The sequence below is a fragment of the Peptococcaceae bacterium 1198_IL3148 genome (genome assembly GCA_036763105.1).
Taxonomy (GTDB): Bacteria; Bacillota; Desulfotomaculia; order Desulfotomaculales; family Desulfohalotomaculaceae; genus JBAIYS01.
The window spans coordinates 82,796-104,439 of the sequence record JBAIYS010000002.1 but is presented as its reverse complement, the minus strand read 5'-3'; the positions used below and the strand labels follow the sequence as shown (position 1 = coordinate 104,439).

Sequence of the window (21,644 nt, the reverse complement as noted above, 5' to 3'; positions counted from 1 at the left end):
CGTTACTTCTTGTGTCGTTTGCGATTACCTCTAAATCTTGGCGGAAATTCTCGAATGCCCTTTAATGCTTCCTTGGCAGCATGTTGTTCGGCCTCTTTTTTGGAATGCCCCACGCCGCGGCCAATCTCTTTACCTCGGTAAACCACTCCCGCTGTAAAGGTTTTATTGTGATCGGGACCATCTTCCCTAATAATCACATAATTAACCGGATCAGAGGAATGCTGCTGTAGTATTTCCTGCAATTCTGTTTTATAGTCTTTATCCAATCGGCCGGCAATTACATCTTCCAGTATCGGAGCCAACTGCTCAAGAATAATTTGACGCGCCACTTCCAACCCCTTGTCCATATAGATGGCTCCCAGTAGCGCTTCAAAGGCATCTGCCAATATACTGGGTCGTTCCCGCCCCCCTGATCGTTCTTCGCCCCGCCCCATCCGTAAGCAGTAACCCAAGGCCAGTTCTCGGGACACTTTGGCCAATGAAGGCTCACACACAACCGCCGCCCGCAGTTTAGTTAATTCTCCCTCGGTACTGTCTGGAAAATGGCGATATAGGTGTTCACTGATCACTAATTCTAACACCGCATCCCCCAGAAACTCCAGGCGCTGGTTGTGGGTTAGCCCTAAATGACGATTCTCATGGGCACAGGAACTATGGGTTAACGCTTGGTAAAACAATGCCGGGTCGTTCCAGTCTATGCCCAGCCGCTGCTGCAGCCGGGCTATATAAATGCTGGATTTATACAAGTTTTATCACCTGACTTTTATCCTTCATATTTTTTAAAGGCAATTGTGACGTTATGACCGCCAAATCCTAATGAATTGGATAGAGCAACATTAACTTCCTTTTCTCTGGCTTGATTAGGTACATAGTCAAGGTCACACTCAGGATCTGGAACTTGATAATTAATGGTGGGTGGCACCAAAGAATTATTGATGGCCATAATTGAAGCAATGGCCTCAACACCACCAGCGGCACCCAGCAAGTGACCAGTCATAGATTTGGTTGAGCTTATGGCCACGTTGTAGGCATGATCGCCCAATACCCGTTTAATTGCTTTGGTTTCCAACTTGTCATTTAGTGATGTTGAAGTACCATGGGCATTGATGTAATCAACGTCCTCGGGTTTTAGACCGGCATCTTTTAAAGCTAGTTCCATAGCCTTAGCTCCGCCATTCCCCTCGGGATGAGGAGCTGTAATATGATAAGCATCACAAGTGCTGCCATAACCAACAATTTCGGCATAAATTCTAGCACCCCGGGCCTGGGCATGTTCCAATGTTTCCATCACTAAAATACCGGCCCCTTCTCCCATCACAAAGCCATCACGTTCAGCGTCAAAGGGACGACAAGCCTGCTGGGGTTGATCGTTGCGGGTACTCAACGCCTTCATAGCACAAAAGCCAGCTACACTTAATGGGGTAATGGGTGCTTCGGTGCCGCCAGTAATCATTACATCCGCATCACCACGCTGCAATAGGCGATAGCTGTCACCGATGGCGCTGTTGGCAGAAGCACAGGCTGAAACCGCTGTTACGTTAGGGCCTTGTAAGCCATGGGCGATGGCCACTTGACCCGCCCCCATGTTGGCAATCATCATCGGCACTAAAAATGGACTGATGCGGCTGGGACCACGTTTAACCAGCACCTGGGCTTGATCCCACAGCGTCTCCATGCCACCAATGCCAGAACCAAGGATGACACCAATGCGTTCCCGATCTTCGCTATCCAAATCCATACCAGCATCTTTCAAAGCCATTCCAGTGGCAGCCACTGCAAATTGCGTGAAACGATCCATCCGGCGGGCTTCTTTTTTATCTAAATAATCGGTGGGAGTGAAATCTTTCACCTCACCGGCAATTTGTGAGTGATACTCCGCTGCATCAAATTTTGTGATTTTGTCTATGCCGTTTACCCCAGTGGAGATGGCGTGCCAAAACTTATCCAAACCAGTACCCACTGGCGAGATAACTCCCATGCCGGTGATAACAACCCGTTTACTCAAAACTGCACCTCCCAGTACATTTAAAAGAACTAAACTAAATTTATGTTTTTGCCGGTGGAAAAAAGTCCCGTGGAAACTCCCCGGGACTTTCGACACAGGCTGTAGTTATTATTCATGCTCTTGGATATATTTAACCGCATCGCCCACTGTACGAATCTTTTCTGCTTCTTCGTCAGGGATTTGTATATCAAATTCTTCTTCAAGAGCCATAACCAATTCCACTATATCTAGGGAATCTGCACCCAGATCATCCACGAAAGAGCTGTTTAGAGTAACTTGATCTTCTTCTGCTCCCAGCTGATCTACAATTATGTCCTTTACCTTATCAAATAATTCTGCCACAGTACTCACCCCCTTCCAATGTCTGTCTAAAAAATTATTTCAATACCGAAGTCATCCCGCCGTCCACTGCAATCACCTGTCCGGTTATGTAGGCTGCGGCTGGGCTGCATAGAAAAGCCACCAATTCAGCGATTTCCTCCGGCGAACCCAATCTACCCAGCGGTACCCGTTGCACCAGTTGATCTTTAACCTCCGGTGCCAACACCTCAGTCATCTCTGTGGTGATAAAACCAGGGGCCACAGCGTTTACAGTGATCTGGCGGGAACCAACTTCACCGGCCAGCGTTCTGGTTAAACCAATCAGGCCAGCTTTTGCCGCTGAATAATTAGCCTGGCCGGGATTACCACTGATGCCCACAACCGAACTGATGTTGACAATCCGACCACCTTTAGCCTTCAGCATCGGCCGTACCACTGCCCGACAGCAGTTAAAAGCACCCTTTAGGTTTGTACCCAGTACAGCATCCCAGTCTTCATCCTTCATTCTCATGATTAAATTATCCCGAGTGATGCCGGCATTATTCACCAATATGTCTAGGCGGCCAAATTCTTTAACGGTTTGATCCACCATCCCTTTAACCTGTTCAGCATCAGCAACATCTGCCTTGACCACCAGCGCTTTGCGTCCCAAATCTTTAATTATGCCAGCAGTTTCTTCTGCTGCCTCAGCTCTGCCTGCATAATTAACCACAATGTCCGCACCGGCCTCGGCCAGTTTTAATGCCACTGCCCGGCCTATCCCCCGGGATGAACCGGTAACTATGGCAACCTTACCATCAAGAACCATTTTAGCCAACCTCCTTCATATGTGCAAGAACTTTTTCTAGTGAACCTTGATCTTCGACATTTAAAGTGTTAATGCTCTTGGTGGTTTTCTTAATCAAACCACTTAAAACTTTGCCTGGGCCCACTTCCACCGCCAAGTTATACCCATCTGCCGCCAAACGTTGCACCGATTCCTCCCAGCGTACCGGATTAAATACTTGTTCTATTAATTTTTGCTTGATTTCCGACGCCCTTTGGACATAATCCGCAGTTACATTAGATAGTACCGGCAACTGAGGATCACTGATGGTGATTTGTTCCAGTTCTTTGGCCAACCGGTCGCTGGCTGGTCTCATTAAACTGGAATGAAATGGCCCACTGACCGCCAGTGGCACACATCTGCGTGCTCCGGCTTCTTTAGCCAGTGCCATCGCCGCCTCCAAACCGCTTTGGGTGCCAGCAATCACCACCTGCCCAGGGCAATTATAATTTACTGCCTCTACGGTATGGCCGTTAGCTGCCGCCCGCAGGCAAACATCATTTACCGCTGCACCATCTAAACCTAAAATGGCAGCCATACCCCCGGCACCCTGGGGAGCCGCCTCTTGCATATATTTTCCGCGCAATTGCACCAATTTGACTGCATCGGTAAATTTCAATGCTCCGGCACATACCAACGCCGAGTATTCTCCCAAACTGTGTCCGGCAGCAGCCTTGGCCTCAATGCCATTAGCTTCCAGCACCTTCATCACCGCAACACTGGTGGTGAGCAAAGCCGGTTGCGTATTTGCTGTTTGGTTTAATTCATCTGCCGGACCGGCAAAACACATTTGGGTTAAGTCAAAGCCCAACACTTCGTTGGCCTGTTCAAAAATCTCCCTGGCCACCGAATAGTTAGCGCAAAGTTCTTTGCCCATGCCCACATATTGTGAACCCTGACCAGGAAATACAAAAACCAGTGACAAAACCTTTACCTCCCTTGGGACAGTAGCTTCAATGTTTTTTCTGCCCCACCAATGATATCGTCAATAATTTCTTGGGCCGGTTGAATTTGTTTAATCATACTGGACACTTGACCAGCCATTACCGAACCATATTCCACATCGCCATCCACCATAGCGGCTCGCAGTTTACCCACACCTAATTTTTCCAGTTCCTCTGGAGAGGTACCCAAACTTTCCAATTCCATAAACCGTTTAGTCAACTTGTTTTTAAGTACCCGCACCGGATGGCCGGTGCTACGGCCAGTAACCACCGTATCGCGATCCTTAGCCTTAAGCAGCACTTGTTTGACGTTGTCATGTATCACACATTCTGTGGCACACATAAATCTAGTGCCCATCTGCACGCCCACTGCACCCAGAGCCAGCGCTGCCACCAAACCGCGTCCATCAAAGATACCACCAGCAGCAATTACTGGAATGTTTACCGCATCCACCACTTGGGGCACTAAGGGCATGGTGGAAAGTTCACCCACATGACCACCGGATTCTCCACCTTCGGCGATTACAGCATCAACTTCATAACGCTCCATCCGTTTAGCCAATGCCACCGATGGCACCACTGGAATTACTTTGGTACCCACTTCTTTTAGTTTGGGTATGTATTTCCCAGGATTACCGGCACCGGTGGTAACAACTGAAATCCGTTCTTTGATCACAATGTCCATTATTTGGTCGGCATAGGGTGACATCAACATTACATTAACGCCAAAGGGCTTGTTTGTGATACCTTTAATTTTTGCTATCTGTTCTTCCAACCACTCCGGCGGTGCTTGCCCAGCACCTATCACACCCAAACCGCCAGCTTCGGATACCGCTGCCACCAACTCTGCCGTCGCCACCCAAGCCATACCGCCTTGAATGATTGGATACTCTATATTCAGTGCATCACAAAGTTTTGTTCTTACCATACTATTTCCCTCCTAATTCTCCCTTTAGAACCTTACTGCCATTTAACCACCGCGGCACTCCAGGTGAGCCCGCCACCAAAACCAATTAAAATAATTTTATCACCGGATTTTATTCGACCTTGCCGATAAGCCTCATCTAAAGCGATAGGCACCGAGGCAGCGCTGGTATTGCCATACTTATCCACGTTGGCAAAGACCTTTTCCTGCGGCAAATCCAATTTTTTAGCGGCATGTTCAATTATACGGATGTTAGCTTGATGAGGTATAAACAGAGCAATATCATCCGTTGTCAAATTGGCCTGCTCCAACACCTCTCTGGCTCCGTCCACCATCACTCTGACGGCATACTTAAACACCTCTTTCCCCTGCATAGCGATTAATGCCTGGGTTGAGGATGGTTGGTTGCTAAAGGGGGTTACCGCCCTGGCACAGGGTAACGTCAGACATTCCCTGCCGGCTCCTTCGGCAGCCATTTTGGAGGACAAAATCCCATTTCCCGCTGCCACCGGGCCCATCACCACTGCACCGGCGCCATCGCCAAAGAGCACGCAGGTAGATCTGTCCTGCCAGTTGGTTACCCGGGTTAATACTTCAGCCCCAATAACTAACACATACCTAGCCGCACCGGTGCCAATGAATTGCTGCGCCACTGTCATGGCATAGATAAAACCACTGCAAGCCGCGGACAAATCAAAGGCCGCTGCCTTTGGACAACCCAACTTATCCTGAACTATACAGGCAGTGGATGGAAAATACATATCCGGCGTACTGGTGGCCACAATAATCAGATCCACTTCATCACCACTGATACCGGCATCCTTTAATGCCTTGTTACCTGCTTCCGTTGCCAAATCAGAGGCCAATTGCTCCTCTGCCGCCACCCGCCGTTCTTTAATTCCGGTTCTACTAACTATCCAGTCATCACTGGTTTCCACCATTTTTTCCAGATCTCTATTGGTCAGAATTCTTTCCGGCAAATAACTTCCAACTCCAAGTATTCCGGCCTGAATAATTTGTTGCTGGCTCATTTAAGCTAGTTCCTCCTTTTCTATCAGGCCAATACTATCAGCAATTGCAGCTACCAAATTAACCGTTACTGATTCTTTGGCAACCCGCACTGCGTTTTTAATGGCGTAAGCTTCTGAACTACCATGGCTGACGATACTAACACCATTAACACCCAGTAGCGGTGCCCCACCATACTCTGAGTAATCTAAATGTTTTTTTGCTCCCGTTAACACCTGCTTTAGTTTTACAGGATCAACTTCTGCCATTAGTGGTTCCAGGCTCTTTTTCACGGTATTTAAAACAAACATGGCAGTCCCTTCAAGGGTTTTCAGCACCACATTACCAACAAAGCCATCACACACCGCCACATGCACCGGACCCCACATCAGATCTCTTCCTTCGACATTACCCACAAAGTTAATGCCAGCGGTGTTTTTTAACAGTGAATATACCCCTTGGGTTAGTTCATTACCTTTTGTTTCTTCGGCTCCAATATTGATTAATGCCACTTTAGGATTATCTATGCCTAAAACTTTATCGGCATATACAGACGCCATCACAGCGAACTGCTGTAAGTGTTTGGCTTTGCAATCTGCATTGGCGCCGGCATCGGTTAACACCATAGAACCCTGACCGGTAGGAATAACGGTGCCAATGGCCGGCCGTTCAATACCTTTAATTCTACCCAAACCAAATAGCGATGCCGCCATGGCAGCACCAGTGTTGCCAGCGGACACCACTGCATCGGCCAGCCCTTCTTTAACCAAAGTGTTGCACACCACCACACTGGCATTGCGTTTGCGCCTTACCGCCGCTGCCGGGTGTTCATCCATCCCGATCACTTCCGGGGCATGTTCCACTGTAATCAGCCCATTAACGGTGTCACCTTGCAATTCCCTTTCAATTACCTTTTGATCGCCAACTAAAACTATTTCAACTTGATACTCTGAGGCAGCCAATATTGCCCCCTGCACCACTTCTTTGGGGGCATGATCACCACCCATAGCATCTAACGCTATCCTCATTCCAATTAACCCTCCTCTGCAATGGCAAATACTGTAAACACCCCTTCGAAAACCACCATATCCCTCACCTTAGATATTACAGCCACCAAATGGCGGTTTTCGCGAATTTCTGTAACCTTAGCTTCAGCAATTACCCGATCCCCCAGCTTAACTGGATGGCGAAAACTAACTTTAGCACTACCGGTCAGAGCCACCGTGGCATCTATTAATGCCACCGCCAATGAATTGGCCTGGGCAAAGAGATGATGTCCCCGGGCTACCAAATTCTTTTTAAACACCATATCTTTGGTGATGGTCAGTATGGAATTACCGATTCTACCCATGTCAATGTTAACCAACTCACCCACCAATTCTTCATCGGTGAGGGATTTAACCGGAGTGGTCCCCCCGCGGGCCACATGTTTTAGTCTTTCCCTGAGTTCAGGAATTTTTAAAACGGTGCGATCCAGACGAATTGTTTGTACGCTTACGCCCAACAGTTCTGCCAACTCTTCGTCGGTCAAAAAGGGATTATTGTTTATGTATTTTATTAATTCATGTTGCCGCTGGGTTTTGGTATTTTTTTTCTTCATATTATCACCTTATCTTAATACCTGGTGCTAATACGATTATACTTTTATTTGTAAAAAAATGCAAGCCTGGAATTTTCCAGGCTTGCATTTAATAACTAAGCTTCTTTAACTTCTTTTACAACTCTATCTTTATAATAACCACATACATCGCACATATGGTGCGGTCTAATCAATGCTTGACATTGCGGGCAAGTCACCAGGTTTGGAGCATCTAATCTCATGTTCTCCGCACGGCGACGTCTACCTCTAATCTTTGAGCTTTTACGCTTTGGTACACCCACCTCTTACACCCCCTTGCCAAAATGCTTATGGTACTTTTTATTATTTTTTGTTAAACAAATCTTTCAAGACAGCCAACCGGGGATCAACATCATCTTCTTTGCAATCACACTGCTCTAGATTTCGGTTTATTCCACAATGGGGGCATAAACCTTTACAATCTTCACTGCAAATCTGTCGCATTGGTAGAGATAGTTGAATCGCTTCAACAACATCCTGTTCAATATCTATATAGTCCCCGGTGAAAGGTTTGCTTTCGTCATCGGCGTTTCCTTCTCCCGTTTCGGCAGAATGGTAGCTTTCTATCAATTCTGTATCCACAGGGAAATTATACTTTTCCAGACAACGGCCACAAGTCAATTGAGCCACCGTGTTGATGGTGCCTTTAACCTCTAAATGTGTATCTGCATTGGTTACATCGATACTAACCTTTGCTGGCCCTTTAAACACCACTTCATTACCATCAATATCTATTGAAGGTAAATTCTCTGCCAATTCAAAATGCTTGCTGTCTCCCAAGGCTTTCTTTAAAAAAGCTACATTAATGCGCATTAGCCCATTCACCTCTATGCTTAACAAACAACATTATATTTATTGCTCCTTCATTTGTCAAGGTGTTTTCGTTGATATACCCCCATGACTAATCAAAATCCAATGGTCTATTCTATTCTTTTTATCTGTATATATTCTAGTGAGCTAATAACCAGGTGGTGATTAATTGCTAATAGTATCTATAATAATAATTATTTGCATTCTGCTGATATTTAGACCCAGCTTATCAAGTTTCATTAACAAATCGAATTTAAGCATCACAAAGTTATTTTGGTCCAGCTGTGTCATGCTATTTATATATTTAATGATTATTCAACCTAAAACAGTTTATGAAGGGGCAACCGTTGGTTTGCAGGCGTGGTGGAATATTGTTTTTCCTTCGCTACTGCCTTTCTTTATTGCCTCGGAATTACTGATGAGCCTGGGAATAGTAAGTTTTATGGGGGTTTTGCTGGAACCGATTATGCGCCCCCTCTTTAATGTGCCAGGCTGTGGTTCCTTTGTGATGGTGGTGGGATTTTCATCCGGTTGTCCCATCGGTTCTATGATTACCGCCAAGTTGCGTCGCAACAACATGTGTACCCGGGTGGAAGCAGAACGTCTGATGAGCTTCACCAACAATTCTAGTCCACTCTTTATGCTGGTGGCAGTTTCTGTTGGTATGTTTGGCAACCCTAAGTTGGGGGGTCTGATCGTGGGTGCCCATTACCTGGCCAACTTAACATTGGGGCTAATGCTAAGATTTTATCGTCCAAAGGATGGCGAACGAATTGCCAGTCAGTCATCTCCTCATAACGTCATCAAGCGTTCCTTCGCGGAATTGTCCCGCTATCACCGGAACGAAAAAAGACCCATTGGTCAGATTATTGGCGATGCTGTCACTAATTCCATCAATACTCTATTAAAAATTGGCGGGTTTATGATTTTGTTTGCTGTCATTATTCGTCTACTTACCGAGATGGGATTTATCGATTTATTGGCGCAATTATTTTCAGCGGCGTTATTTTTTTTAGGCTTTGAACAGGATGTTTATAAATCCATTGCCAGCGGCATATTTGAAATCACGTTGGGCACAAAGCTGGCCAGTGAAACCAACGCTCCGCTGCTTCAACAATTGCTGGCCACCGCCATGATGTTAGGATGGAGCGGTCTATCCATTCACGCCCAAGTGGCCAGCTTAATTGCCGATACCGATATCAGAATATATCCATACATTTTTACCCGCTTAGCCCATTCCACTCTAGGTGCATTGTATACCTATCTGTTTTGGACCTGGTCAAACCCGATGGAGAAAGGGTGGTTGGATGTGCCCACACTGTCAAGTGCAGACAACGTGGTAATTTCAGCATGGGCTGTAACCGGTCAATGTTTTAAAATATTCCTTATTATATTGTTACTTTTTATTTTGCTGGGATTTTTGAATCAATTATTTAATTCGGCCATTAAGTTAGTTAAAGGGAATTAAAAGGCTTGGTGATCGCCAAGCCTTTAGCAAAACACTCAGCTTTTCTTTAAACTTTTTATTTCTATACTTTAATCCCCAATACTACTATTGATCACCAGATATAATTGCCGGATTAATCAGAGATAATATAAGGAAAATAAGCAAGTTGAGATTATAGTTAAAATTCTAACATTTTATGCAATCATTGACTTTCCGTTTGAACGTGAGTCATAATGAAAATATACACAATGTTTATATAAGAAAAAGGTGGTCAGACCATCAAATTATATTATTGATACAATATACTTACACTGATTCCAAAATTTATTTGTTTTAAAATATTAAGTTTCCAAAGAAGGAGTGAAGTTTAATGTTAAATGAAAGTATTAAAGACAAAATTACCGTTGAGGGAACCAACAAAAAGGATAACCTAACTGTTATAAAGCCAGAAATATTTGAAGTACCTGTTGGTATCTCCAACCGTCATGTGCACTTATCCGTAGACCACATTGCCGCACTATATGGTGAAGGACATGAATTAACCAAACTTAAGGACTTATCCCAACCAGGTCAATACGCCTGTGAAGAAACTGTAATGCTGGTGGGTCCTAAGGGTGTAATTGAAAAAGTGAGAATTCTGGGACCTGCACGCAAGCAAACCCAAATTGAAATCACTTTAACAGATAGTTTTAAACTGGGCATTAAAGCACCATTAAGAGATTCCGGCGATTTAGCTGGTTCTGCCCCCATCACTTTGGTGGGACCCAAAGGCACTGTTGTTTTAGAGGAAGGTGCCATTGTGGCCGCTCGCCACATTCATATGCACACCTCCGTTGCCGAAAAACTCAAATTAAAAGATGGCGACAAAGTAAGCGTTCGGGCCAAAGGTCCCCGTGGAATTATCTTTGGCGACGTATTGGTTCGCGTCAGTGACAACTTTAAACTAGAAATGCATGTGGATACCGACGAGGCCAATGCCGTTGGTTTAAGAAACGGTGATATACTAAACGCCTATATTCATAAAGGTCATATTTCAGAAATTCTAAATAAATAGTTGTATTTTAGACTGAATTTAAGCTAAAACTAGATAAAAATAGACTGACTTTATAACCTAGGTTAATCAGTTTAACCTGGGTTATAAATTTTACATTACATATATAAAAGGAGGATACCTAGTGATTATCCTAGTTGTTAACTGTGGCAGTTCATCATTAAAATACCAACTGCTGGATATGAACCAAGGCAAAGCCCTGCTTTCTGGTTTGGCTGAGCGGATCGGCTTAGAGGGCTCAAGAATTAAACATAAAAAAACCGCCGGTGGTGAGTTGGTACTGGATGATGCTCTGCCAAACCACAGAGTAGCCTTAGAAAAGCTTATATCCTGCATTACCGATGCCACATATGGTGCGGTCAGCAGCATCTCTGAAATTAATGCCGTTGGTCACCGGGTGGTCCATGGTGGCGAAAAATTCAACAAAGCTGTTTTAATTGATGACGAAGTACTACAAACACTGGAAGAAGTTTCAGATTTGGCTCCATTGCACAATCCGCCAAACATTGTTGGTATTAAAACTTGCCAAGAGTTAATGCCCAAGGCACCCCAGGTGGCCATATTTGATACCGCCTTTCATCAAACCATGCCAGACTATGCTTACCAATATGCATTGCCCTACGAATACTATGAAAAGTACGGTATTCGCAAATATGGTTTCCATGGTACATCCCACAAGTATGTGTCTGGCCGAGCAGCAGCAGTGCTAGGTAAATCCATTAATGAATTAAAAATTGTTGTTTGTCACCTGGGCAATGGTTCCAGCATCACTGCTGTTAAAAACGGTGAATCGGTGGATACCACCATGGGCTTCACCCCACTGGCCGGTTTGCCAATGGGTACCCGTACCGGTGACATTGACCCAGCAATTGTGACATATATTATGGACAAAGAAAACAAGAGCACCGGCGAAGTAAATAATTTGATGAATAAACAAAGCGGTGTCTTGGGTGTCTCTGGCGTGAGCAGCGACTTTAGAGATTTAGAAAATGCCGCATCCAAAGGCAACCAACGGGCTGCATTGGCACGCAATATGTTTGTTTACAACGTTAAAAAATGGATCGGTGCCTTCAGCGCTGCCATGGGTGGCTTAGATGCAGTTGTCTTCACCGGTGGTATTGGTGAAAACGACATCGAAATCCGGGAAAAAGTGCTGGCCGACATGGCTTACCTAGGGTTGGAACTTGATCCAGAAAAGAACAATGTCAGAGGTAAAGAGCAAATCATTACCAAAGCCGGCAACGCCGTTGCTATGGTTATCCCCACCAACGAAGAATTAATGATCGCTACCGAAACTGAAGAGCTGGTAAAATAATATTTTAAGGAGGAGGCTGTGCTTCCTCCTTTTTATTTAAACCTACTATTGTCACTTTGGCGAAAGCCCTTTAAGATAGATCAATTGACAGTGAAATTGCCAGTGGCATATAATGGTATTAATTTAGTTCTAAAGAAGGTGAGAACTTGGCAGACTTAACAAGTTTTTTAAATCCCCAAAGTGTGGCCGTTATCGGGGCTTCTAACTCACCTGGCAAAATTGGCTATGCAGTCATTCAAAACATCGTTAACAGTGGGTTTAAAGGCAAAGTCTATCCAATAAACCCCAAATATGATCAGATTAACGGCCTTAAATGTTTCCCATCACTCACTGCCATCAATGAAGTGGTGGAGTTGGCAATTCTGGCGGTACCTGCTAATGTTTGCCTCAACATCGCAGAGGAAGCAGCTGGCCTAGGTATTAAAAACCTCATTGTGCTAAGCGCCGGTTTTAAAGAAACAGGTACCGAAGGGATGGAATTAGAAAAAAAGCTGGTACAAATTTGCAATAATGGCGGCATGAACTTGCTGGGGCCTAATTGCGTCGGCATTATGGACTTAATCACCCCAATAAACGCTTCATTTTCAGCTGTTTTTCCCAAACAAGGGGATATTGCTTTTATATCCCAAAGTGGTGCTATGCTGGTTTCCATTATGGACTGGAGTTTAGACACCGGCTTGGGCTTTTCTAAAGTGATTAGCCTGGGCAACAAAGCCCAACTAAACGAGGCTGATTTTATTGAGGCATTGGCGGATGACCCCAATACAAAAGTGATCATCGCTTACATAGAAGATGTTAATAACGGTCAAAAATTTATCCAAGCAGCCGGCAAAGCCACCAGCAAAAAACCGGTTATTGTACTTAAATCTGGTACCAGTGCCGCCGGTGCCCTGGCAGCCACCTCACATACCGGTGCGCTGGGTGGCAGTGACTTAGCCTATGAAATTACCTTTGAACATACCGGTGTTATTCGCGCTCAGACAATGACCGAACTGTTTGATCTGGCCCGGGCCTTTTCATATCAACCACTGCCAGCGGGCAACCGAGTAGCTATAATCACCAACGCCGGCGGTCCTGGTATCGTCACTTCTGATGCCATAGAAAATAATGGTTTAGGGGTTGCCAGATTCTCTCGGGAAACCATCGAGTCGCTGCGGCTAACATTGCCACCGGAAGCTAATATTTACAACCCCATTGATGTCCTTGGTGACGCCCAGGCCGACAGATATCAGTTCGCTTTAGAACAGGCATTGGCCGATGAATTTGTGGACTGTGCAGTGGTACTGGTTTGCCCCACAGCGGTGACAGACCCGGTTGCCATTGCCCGAGCCATTATAGATGCGCACAAAAAATATCCCCATAAACCAATCTTTACTTCCTTTATGGGCGGGCCCATTTTAGATGACGGAGTACAAATATTAACTGCTGCTAATATACCAAACTACACCTTCCCAGAACAGGCGATTTTTAGCCTTAAAGGGATGGTTAAATACGCCGATTTCAGCAATCGTCCGCTAACCAATGACGAACCACTGCGTTATAATGACGTGGATAAAAATGCTGTTAAAGCAGTATTTTATGATGTTTTTAGGGACAACCGACGGGTGCTGTTGGGCAATGAAGCCTATACCGTTGCTGAAGCATACGGCATTCCATCTGCCAAACTGCTGCTGGCAACCACAGCCGATGAAGCGGTAAAACTAGCCGAAGAAATTGGTTATCCAGTGGCGCTGAAAGTGGCATCGCCAAAAATTCAGCACAAAACCGATGTTGGTGGAGTGCTGCTGGATGTCGATAGTGCCGAAAAGGTTCGGGAAGGTTATTTGCAGATAATGGAGAATGTACAGCGTTACTTACCCGATGTACTGCCCTACGGCATCGAGGTACAAAAAATGATGCCGGTAGGCACCGAACTGATTATAGGCATGAACAAAGACCTAGAATTTGGTTCAATGGTGGCCTTTGGTTTAGGGGGCATCTATGTTAACTTGTTAAAGGACGTGTCTTTCCGCTTTGCCAAAGACATCACTGTACGGCAAATCGATACCATGATTACCGAAACCAAAGCATACACTTTATTAAAGGGATACCGCGGTCAACGGCCAGCCGATATTTATACCTTAATTGATGTCATTGGTCGGGTAGCTAAATTAGTGACTGATTTTCCAGAAATTGCTGAAATGGACATTAACCCGATATTTGCTTATTCAGAAGGATTATCAGCTATAGATATTAAAATAACTATATCGTGAGGTGTTAAACAGTGAAAAACCTTTATATTACAGGTTCGGCAGGCACTTCCAAAACCACCATGGCGGTGGGATTAGCGCAAAAGCTTCAGCAAATAGGCTATCGGGTCAGCTATTTTAAACCAATCGGCGCCATCACCGCCACCGGTGGTTCAATTGACGAAGATGCACTGTTAATGAAACAATTACTACAAATTGATAAACCCATTGAAACCATTGTTCCCTGTTCAACCAGCCCCTTTTATTTAACTCGGTTTCACCAATCAACCGAGCTGGAAGCTAAAATCAGTGAAGCTTATCAAGAAATTAACAAGGATGCTGACATTGTGCTGATTGATGGGGCGATATTTCCCCATGCCATGGCCAGCATGAATTTTGATGTACCCACATTGGCTAAAAAGTTTAATGCTGCTTTGTTACAAATGGTAAAGATTAAAAACGATTACAGCCTTGACCAGGCCATGTTTTTCAATCGTTTCTTCGATTGCCAAGGCATCCAAGTGGTGGGCAACGTGTTTTATAACGTTCCCCGACAAATTTTGGCCAAAACCGAGGGCGTCTACAAAGAAATTCTAGAAGAAAACGGGTTCAAAACCCTCGGCATTGTTCCCCGGTGCGCAGAACTGAACGCCCCCACAGTTGAACACCTTTATCAAGTATTGGGTGGAGAGTTGCTCACCGGTGCAGATCAATTAATGCGTCTGGTGGAAGATTCCATCGTCGGAGCAATGACCATTGAAAGTGCGTTAAACTACCTGCGCCGCTCGGCCAACAAAGCCGTCATTACCGGCGGTGACCGGGCGGACATGGCATTGGCAGCGTTAGAGACTGACACATCTGTAATTATCCTAACCGGCGGTTTATACCCCGACGTAAAGGTAATCGCCAAGGCTAAGGAAAAAGGGGTTCCAGTTATTTTAGTACACTACGATACCTTTGCCACCATTGAACGGATGTCAGAGGTTTCACACCGCATTAAAGCCGACGATGAGCGCAGTATTAAATTAGCTCTGGAAAATGTAGAACGATATATCGATTGGCAAGCTATTTTGGATGAATTGAAGTAATTGTCTAAAGCCACATGTTCGAACGATTATTTTAATTTTAAAATACGAATTTTGAATGGCTAGTTTTAATAATTCAAAATTCAGCATTCTTAATTCATAATTGTTTCTTTACCTCCTTTTTCCACCATTCATAACATGGTAAATAAAAGGAGGTTTTTTATATGATGCCGGAATATTGTTTAAAACGGGGTGACCCCATTAGTGTTAAGTTAGCTGATCATCGGGGACAGTGGGTAATGCTGTTCTTCTATACCGCCGAAGGCAATGCCCCCCGGGCCACTTTTTTGTTGATCCCCAAGGGGTCATTCAGTATTATTCCGTTTATCCCGGTTCGGTGGGGCGCAATGTTTATGAACTGCCCCTAGGCAACAGTTGCAAATATAAAAGCTCCCCAATGATATATTTGGGGAGCTCAGGTTTACTTCATCTGTTTTAATTCTTCTCTGTTGGCTTTAACTTGGGCATCTATTTTTTGCAAATTTTCTTCCAGGTGGGCCAGTAGCTCGTCGGCGTAATCCCGAGCCCCTAACCTTATTTCGCTAGCTATTTGTTCAGCTTGTTGAACAATTTCTTTGGCCTTAGCATGGGCTTGCACCACTATTTCATCTTGGTCAACTGTTTTTTCAATCTGGCGCTGCACGTCATCCATCATCTGTTGGGCTTCACGTTTAGATTCGGCTAAGATTTTTTCCCGCTCTTTAATTAATAGCTTCGCTTGTCTCACTTCATCTGGCAACGTGGTGCGAATGCGATCTAGATAATCAAGCAGCACATTTTCATCCACCATGATGCGTTTACTCAATGGTACCCCGGGACATTCTTCTATAAATTCTTCCAGCTCATTTAGTATTTTTAGGAGCTCCATCAATCTCTCCTCCCTTATTTTGTGTTTCCTTTATATTTTATGCTTAACTTTTCTGCCACCAATGACGGTACCATATCACTAACATTGCCACCATAATAGGCCACTTCTTTCACCGAACTGGAACTAATAAATGAATATTCTGACCTAGTCATTAAGTAAACGGTTTCAACATTTGGCACCAGTTTTTTATTGGTTAAAGCAAAAACAAACTCACCCTCAAAATCGGTTATTGCTCGCAAACCCCTTACCAACACTTGGGCTCCTTGCTTTAAGGCATAGTTAACAGTTAATCCTTCAAAGGACTCGACAAAAACGTTGGAATAGTCCTGCAGCACCTGTTCTAAAATGTCAACTCGTTCTTCACTGGTAAATAAAGGCTTTTTCTGTGGGTTAGTGGTCACCGCCACAATTAACTTATCATAAAGTTTAGCAGAGCGTTCAATAATGTCTAAGTGACCATAATGAATGGGGTCAAAGCTACCTGGATAAATCGCTATACGCATGAAATATGTATCCTCCACCTATTGCTGTATTGATTGATAAAAATTTATTATTGTATCGCCGTATACTTGTCTGCGCATCACTGTCATTGTGGCTATCTTATCTGCCGGAGGCATTTTTTTGCTACTTTCTACAACAACCATACCATCCACATTCAATATTTGGTATTCACTGATCTCCATCAACACCCGCTGATAGTGATCCTCATAGTATGGTGGATCAATGTAAATAATATCAAATTTTCTTTGATGTTCAGCCAGCGCTTTGATGGCGGCATAAATATCTTTTACCATTACTTCTGCCCGGGGAAAAAGTTTGGTAAGGTTTAAGTTTTCCCGGATAATAGCGGCCATTTTGGGGTTTTTCTCCACTAACACCGCTTGGGACGCACCTCTGCTCAAAGCTTCAATGGCCATACCACCGGTGCCGGAAAATAAATCTAAAAAAGTACTCTCCACCACCACCGGAGCTAGTATGTTAAAAACTGCTTCCTTTACCCTGTCGGTTGTCGGTCTGGTATTCATGCCCTTGGGACTCTTTAGCTGGGTTTTTTTAGCGATACCGGCAATCACTCGCAAAACCAACAATCCTTTCATAAATAAGTTCATTATAGCATATAGTTTCCAAAAAATCGATTTTTTTAGCTATATTACAAAATTATGTATATTTATGTCTTTTTAGTTAAAAATAAATTTAAACTTTAGAGGAGGACCACCATGTCTCTTAATGATAGATTCTTATCTTCCCTTGGCATTAATCTAGACTTAGCCATCGAAGCCCAAGAAGTGGTTCGTGGTCAAACCGGACAAGAAATCCCTGGGGTAGCAATGGACAAAGAAAATTACACACATGCAGCGGTCACCACAGTAAGAATTCTCGAACAGGCTGCCGAAGAAATTATGGGAAAACCCCAGGGCACCTATATTACCATCGAAGCCCCAGGCCTGCGGGATAATAATCGAGAAGTGCATCAAGAGGTTGTGGAAGTGCTGGCCAAACATTTAAGTGGCTTGTATAACCTCACTGCTAAATCCAACGTGTTAGTGGTTGGCTTGGGCAACTGGAATGCCACTCCCGACGCCTTAGGTCCCAAAGCAGTGGAGCAAGTGCTGGTGACACGGCACATATTTAATTATGCCCCCAGTGAAGTGCGGGATGGCATGCGGCCAGTCAGTGCTGTGGCCCCAGGGGTGCTGGGCATTACTGGCATTGAAACAGCAGAAATCATCAAAGGGATTGTAGATAATATTCAGCCTGAATTGGTAATCGCCATTGATTCATTGGCATCCCGCAGTGTTGAGCGCATTGCCACCACCATTCAAATTGCGGATACTGGAGTATCACCGGGCTCAGGAATTGGTAACAAACGCAAGGGGCTCAATAAAGAAACCCTAGGGGTACCTGTAATCGCCGTTGGCATGCCCACAGTTTGCCATGCTGCGGTTATTGCTGCAGATGCCATTGATCAGCTGTTTGAAAATTTTAAAACAAACCCCGGCGTATACCAGGCCTACCAGCAACAGGCGGTTCAGGATGCAATTGCCGATGTGCTGGCTCCCTTTGGTGGTCATTTAATGGTCACTCCCAAAGAAATTGACATGCTAATAGATAACACCTCAAAAATCATTGCCGGTGGTATATCCACATCACTGCACCAAGGTATTTCCTCCGAGGAATACAGCATGTACCTACACTAATAATTTACCATTAATAAAGGAACAAGCGGTCCTTATAATTTTATAAGTCCGCTTGTTCTTACACCAACCTTTAGAGCGCGCTCACTTTGGGGTGGGTTGGAATGCACCCCTGTTCAGATAACGCTATTTTGTCTTTTGTAGTTGGCGCTTAATCTAGTGTTATTATGGACACTACATATAAAATCTATGTTAGCACTTTTAACCTTTAAAATTTTGGAACAAATCTCTCGGTATCATTGCCGTGATCGGTTTTGGTTAAAGCATCCTTTTGCAATGCGTCTGCCCCAGTGCTGGGCGCTGTCAACCCTGGCTTGCGTTGCTTTTTGCCACTGACGCCAATCTCCTGCGCCACCTCAAAGGCAAAGTTCTGTTGCTTATCATTCATCGGAAAATCCCTTTTACCAGCAATCATTTTTGCCACCTCCAGTTTTTTTATTATTATCACCACAGGTAGGCTGTTCATTCAAAAAATGCAAAAGTCACCGTATCGATAAAGTTAACCGATATTCAACAACTCTTCCTTATTGCCAAAGCGTCGCTGTAGTTCTTTGACCAAAAGATGATGCTCATCTGCTTTAAAGCCGCTGTCTTTTTGCACCAGCAGGCTGGCTTCGTGGCGAGCATATTCCATCGCCTGTCGATCCCTAATTAGATTGGCAATTTTAAATTCCGGCACTCCGGATTGTTTAAATCCTAAGAATTCCCCCGGGCCACGCAAACGCAGATCCTCTTCTGCTAAAGCAAAACCATCATTGGAATTAACCATGGCGGCCATTCGCTTTTTACCTTCATCGGTCTTGGGGTTAGCAACTAAAATACAATGGGATTGGTGCTTGCCACGACCAACCCGCCCGCGCAATTGATGTAATTGGGCTAAGCCAAATCGATCGGCATCTAAAATAACCATTACCGTGGCATTGGATACGTCCACCCCCACTTCAATGACGGTGGTGGAAACTAATACATCAATCTCTCCCGCTCGGAAGTCATGCATCACCATTTCCTTCTCCTCTGCCCGCATGCGACCGTGCAACAACCCAATCCGCATTTCCTTAAAGGTACTTTGGGACAACTCTGCAGCCAAATCCACCGCCGATTGTACATCTAAAGCCTCGGATTCCTCCACTAACGGGCAAACTATATAGGCTTGACGTCCTTGGGACACTTCCCGCTTAATTAAAGAATAAACATCGCGGATTCTTTTATGGTTTACAAAATGAGTGCGTATTGGTTTTCGGCCCGGAGGTAGTTGATAAATAACTGACATCTCTAAATCCCCATATACCGTCAAGGCCATTGTCCTGGGAATGGGAGTGGCAGTCATTACCAACACGTCAGGCAAATTGCCCTTGGCTTGTAGCGCCATTCTTTGTTTGACGCCAAAACGATGTTGCTCATCCACCACCACTGCCCCTAATTTTTTAAAATTGACCACCTCTTGGATTAACGCATGGGTGCCAATTAAAACCTGCAACTGGCCACTTTCACATTGGGCCAACAACGTTTCCCGCTGGGATTTCTTAATACTACTGGTCAATAGACCCACTTTAATTCCCAATGGTTGTAGCCACTGGGTTAATCCAATGTAATGCTGTTCAGCCAGTATCTCGGTGGGTGCCATCAAAGCTCCTTGCAGACCGGATTCCACCGCCTTAACCAACATTAACGCACTAATTAATGTCTTTCCTGAGCCCACATCTCCTTGTAATAGTCGGTTCATTGGATAAGGGCTGTCCAAATCATGATAAATTTCCGTCCACACTTTAATCTGGTCGGTGGTAGGTTTGAACGGCAACTTAGCCAATAACTGTTGCACTAATGGGCCCTCACCGGGTTGATAGCGATGATACTTTTCTAACCGTTGATTTTTCTGCCGCCGTTTAGCCAACATTAATTGCAGCAAGAATAATTCTTCAAAAATAAATCTGCGCTTGGCCTGCACAATGGCATTTTTATCCTGGGGATGATGAATGTCTTGCAACGCCTGATTCAGTGATGGCAGTTTATATTTTGTTAACAGGTTTACCGGCATAAATTCACTCAGTTCGCCAACATTATGCAGAGCCCTTTGCATCATCGCCCGCATGACATTTTGAGTGACGCCTTCGGTTAAAGCATAGACCGGGATGATATGGCTTTCTTGCTTGGCTTTATCTGGATCATCTATTTTTTCACTGTCCACCACCTGTAGTTGAACCGAGTTGCGAAAACTCTTGTCAATGCGACCGGTTAACAGCAATAATGTGCCCGGGGGATACTGTTTGATAATATATTTTTGGTTGAACCAAATGGCCTGGAACACCTTGGCACCATCATCAATGGACAGCTTTATTACCGTTAAACCTCGGCGGGGTTTAAGTTCCTGGGCATATAATACCCGTCCAATTACAGTGGCAGTTTCACCATGTTCAAAGCTATGGGCAGGTTTTATATTGGAGCGGTCTTGGTAATCCCGGGGAAAATGATATAACAGATCACCAACGGTAAAGATATTAATTCTTTGCAGTAACAAAGCCCGTTTCGGTCCCACACCCTTTAAGTATTGCACCTGTTTATTAAGTATATCGTTCAATTTTATCACCATTATTATTTTTACCCTTATTTTCTAACGACTATCGGTTGATGTCAAGGTAAAGGCATTGAAGCATCCATAAAAAAGCTTTGTAATTTACTTTTCTTTATGGTATACTAGCGTAGTGAGATTTTGGAAGAAAATCAACTTTTTGATTGTATATAAAGGAGGTGTATCGCAGTGGCCAGAAAATGCGAGGTTTGTGGCAAAGGTATGGTATCAGGATTCCAAGTGAGCCACTCACATATTCGTACCAAAAGAGTTTGGAAGCCTAATTTACAGCGCGTACGCGCAGTAATTAACGGTACTCCTAAACGTATTCTGGTGTGCACCCGCTGCCTCCGTAGCGGCAAAGTTCAACGTGCAATGTAATCCAGATAGTGCTAAAGGCCTGCCTTATTGGTGGGCTTTTTTTGTTGCCTT

At 44.5% G+C, this 21,644-nt stretch carries 24 protein-coding genes; 8 read left to right on the top strand and 16 right to left on the bottom strand.

Features of this window, described 5'->3' with window-relative positions; genetic code table 11:
- Positions 1 to 2: 2 nt before the first annotated feature.
- The 11 genes from rnc to V6C27_02380 form a co-directional block, all read right to left on the bottom strand.
- Entirely contained in the window at positions 3 to 746 is a 744-nt protein-coding gene (gene rnc, locus V6C27_02430) for a ribonuclease III (GenBank protein MEG6615285.1), read from the bottom strand.
- Between the two features lie 17 nt (positions 747 to 763).
- Positions 764 to 2,005, bottom strand: a complete 1,242-nt coding sequence (gene fabF / locus V6C27_02425) for a beta-ketoacyl-ACP synthase II (GenBank protein MEG6615284.1) — start codon at positions 2,003 to 2,005, stop codon at positions 764 to 766.
- 108 nt (positions 2,006 to 2,113) lie between these two features.
- The gene (gene acpP, locus V6C27_02420; GenBank protein MEG6615283.1) at positions 2,114 to 2,356 is read right to left on the bottom strand and encodes an acyl carrier protein; all 243 of its coding nucleotides are present in this window, start codon (positions 2,354 to 2,356) and stop codon (positions 2,114 to 2,116) included.
- 25 nt (positions 2,357 to 2,381) lie between these two features.
- Positions 2,382 to 3,134, bottom strand: a complete 753-nt coding sequence (gene fabG, locus V6C27_02415; GenBank protein MEG6615282.1) for a 3-oxoacyl-[acyl-carrier-protein] reductase — start codon at positions 3,132 to 3,134, stop codon at positions 2,382 to 2,384.
- 1 nt (position 3,135) lies between these two features.
- Complete coding sequence (fabD, locus tag V6C27_02410; protein ID MEG6615281.1) at positions 3,136 to 4,077, bottom strand: ACP S-malonyltransferase; 942 nt, start codon at positions 4,075 to 4,077, stop codon at positions 3,136 to 3,138.
- Between the two features lie 5 nt (positions 4,078 to 4,082).
- Positions 4,083 to 5,024 (bottom strand): enoyl-[acyl-carrier-protein] reductase FabK, encoded by a 942-nt coding sequence (gene fabK / locus V6C27_02405; GenBank protein ID MEG6615280.1) that lies wholly within the window; start codon positions 5,022 to 5,024, stop codon positions 4,083 to 4,085.
- Positions 5,025 to 5,056: 32 nt separating this feature from the next.
- Complete coding sequence (locus tag V6C27_02400; GenBank protein ID MEG6615279.1) at positions 5,057 to 6,052, bottom strand: beta-ketoacyl-ACP synthase III; 996 nt, start codon at positions 6,050 to 6,052, stop codon at positions 5,057 to 5,059.
- The gene (gene plsX, locus V6C27_02395) at positions 6,053 to 7,057 is read right to left on the bottom strand and encodes a phosphate acyltransferase PlsX (GenBank protein MEG6615278.1); all 1,005 of its coding nucleotides are present in this window, start codon (positions 7,055 to 7,057) and stop codon (positions 6,053 to 6,055) included.
- Between the two features lie 5 nt (positions 7,058 to 7,062).
- Entirely contained in the window at positions 7,063 to 7,629 is a 567-nt protein-coding gene (gene fapR, locus V6C27_02390) for a transcription factor FapR (GenBank protein MEG6615277.1), read from the bottom strand.
- Positions 7,630 to 7,724: 95 nt separating this feature from the next.
- Positions 7,725 to 7,910: a 50S ribosomal protein L32 gene (gene rpmF, locus V6C27_02385; GenBank protein ID MEG6615276.1), complete on the bottom strand. Its 186-nt coding sequence runs from the start codon at positions 7,908 to 7,910 to the stop codon at positions 7,725 to 7,727.
- A gap of 40 nt (positions 7,911 to 7,950) precedes the next feature.
- A complete protein-coding gene (locus V6C27_02380) occupies positions 7,951 to 8,460 on the bottom strand; it encodes a DUF177 domain-containing protein (protein ID MEG6615275.1) in 510 nt (169 codons plus the stop codon).
- A gap of 286 nt (positions 8,461 to 8,746) precedes the next feature.
- Here V6C27_02380 and ylbJ point away from each other — a divergent pair, with 286 nt between their 5' ends.
- The 6 genes from ylbJ (at position 8,747) to V6C27_02350 (ending at position 15,951) form a co-directional block, all read left to right on the top strand.
- Positions 8,747 to 9,925 (top strand): sporulation integral membrane protein YlbJ, encoded by a 1,179-nt coding sequence (gene ylbJ, locus V6C27_02375; GenBank protein MEG6615274.1) that lies wholly within the window; start codon positions 8,747 to 8,749, stop codon positions 9,923 to 9,925.
- A gap of 349 nt (positions 9,926 to 10,274) precedes the next feature.
- On the top strand, positions 10,275 to 10,958 hold the full coding sequence (locus tag V6C27_02370; protein MEG6615273.1) for a phosphate propanoyltransferase: 684 nt from the start codon (positions 10,275 to 10,277) through the stop codon (positions 10,956 to 10,958).
- A gap of 121 nt (positions 10,959 to 11,079) precedes the next feature.
- A complete protein-coding gene (locus tag V6C27_02365) occupies positions 11,080 to 12,270 on the top strand; it encodes an acetate kinase (protein MEG6615272.1) in 1,191 nt (396 codons plus the stop codon).
- A gap of 146 nt (positions 12,271 to 12,416) precedes the next feature.
- Positions 12,417 to 14,522 (top strand): acetate--CoA ligase family protein, encoded by a 2,106-nt coding sequence (locus V6C27_02360; protein ID MEG6615271.1) that lies wholly within the window; start codon positions 12,417 to 12,419, stop codon positions 14,520 to 14,522.
- An 11-nt stretch (positions 14,523 to 14,533) separates the two neighbouring features.
- Positions 14,534 to 15,586 (top strand): phosphotransacetylase family protein, encoded by a 1,053-nt coding sequence (locus tag V6C27_02355; protein ID MEG6615270.1) that lies wholly within the window; start codon positions 14,534 to 14,536, stop codon positions 15,584 to 15,586.
- A 161-nt stretch (positions 15,587 to 15,747) separates the two neighbouring features.
- A complete protein-coding gene (locus tag V6C27_02350) occupies positions 15,748 to 15,951 on the top strand; it encodes a hypothetical protein (protein MEG6615269.1) in 204 nt (67 codons plus the stop codon).
- A gap of 53 nt (positions 15,952 to 16,004) precedes the next feature.
- On the opposite strand, the gene V6C27_02345 is transcribed toward V6C27_02350, so the two are convergent.
- The 3 genes from V6C27_02345 to rsmD are packed head-to-tail and all read right to left on the bottom strand — an operon-like array spanning position 16,005 to position 17,560.
- On the bottom strand, positions 16,005 to 16,451 hold the full coding sequence (locus tag V6C27_02345) for a DUF3939 domain-containing protein (protein ID MEG6615268.1): 447 nt from the start codon (positions 16,449 to 16,451) through the stop codon (positions 16,005 to 16,007).
- A 14-nt stretch (positions 16,452 to 16,465) separates the two neighbouring features.
- Complete coding sequence (gene coaD / locus V6C27_02340) at positions 16,466 to 16,954, bottom strand: pantetheine-phosphate adenylyltransferase (GenBank protein MEG6615267.1); 489 nt, start codon at positions 16,952 to 16,954, stop codon at positions 16,466 to 16,468.
- A gap of 18 nt (positions 16,955 to 16,972) precedes the next feature.
- A complete protein-coding gene (gene rsmD / locus V6C27_02335; GenBank protein ID MEG6615266.1) occupies positions 16,973 to 17,560 on the bottom strand; it encodes a 16S rRNA (guanine(966)-N(2))-methyltransferase RsmD in 588 nt (195 codons plus the stop codon).
- A 108-nt stretch (positions 17,561 to 17,668) separates the two neighbouring features.
- Here rsmD and gpr point away from each other — a divergent pair, with 108 nt between their 5' ends.
- Positions 17,669 to 18,649 (top strand): GPR endopeptidase, encoded by a 981-nt coding sequence (gene gpr / locus V6C27_02330; protein MEG6615265.1) that lies wholly within the window; start codon positions 17,669 to 17,671, stop codon positions 18,647 to 18,649.
- Positions 18,650 to 18,854: 205 nt separating this feature from the next.
- Here the strand turns inward: gpr and V6C27_02325 are convergent, their stop codons facing one another.
- Positions 18,855 to 19,061, bottom strand: coding sequence for a hypothetical protein (locus tag V6C27_02325; protein MEG6615264.1), 207 nt, complete (start codon positions 19,059 to 19,061; stop codon positions 18,855 to 18,857).
- 84 nt (positions 19,062 to 19,145) lie between these two features.
- Positions 19,146 to 21,233, bottom strand: a complete 2,088-nt coding sequence (gene recG, locus V6C27_02320) for an ATP-dependent DNA helicase RecG (GenBank protein MEG6615263.1) — start codon at positions 21,231 to 21,233, stop codon at positions 19,146 to 19,148.
- A gap of 168 nt (positions 21,234 to 21,401) precedes the next feature.
- Between recG and rpmB the strand changes: the two genes are divergently transcribed.
- Positions 21,402 to 21,593, top strand: coding sequence for a 50S ribosomal protein L28 (gene rpmB, locus V6C27_02315; protein ID MEG6615262.1), 192 nt, complete (start codon positions 21,402 to 21,404; stop codon positions 21,591 to 21,593).
- Positions 21,594 to 21,644 lie beyond the last annotated feature (51 nt).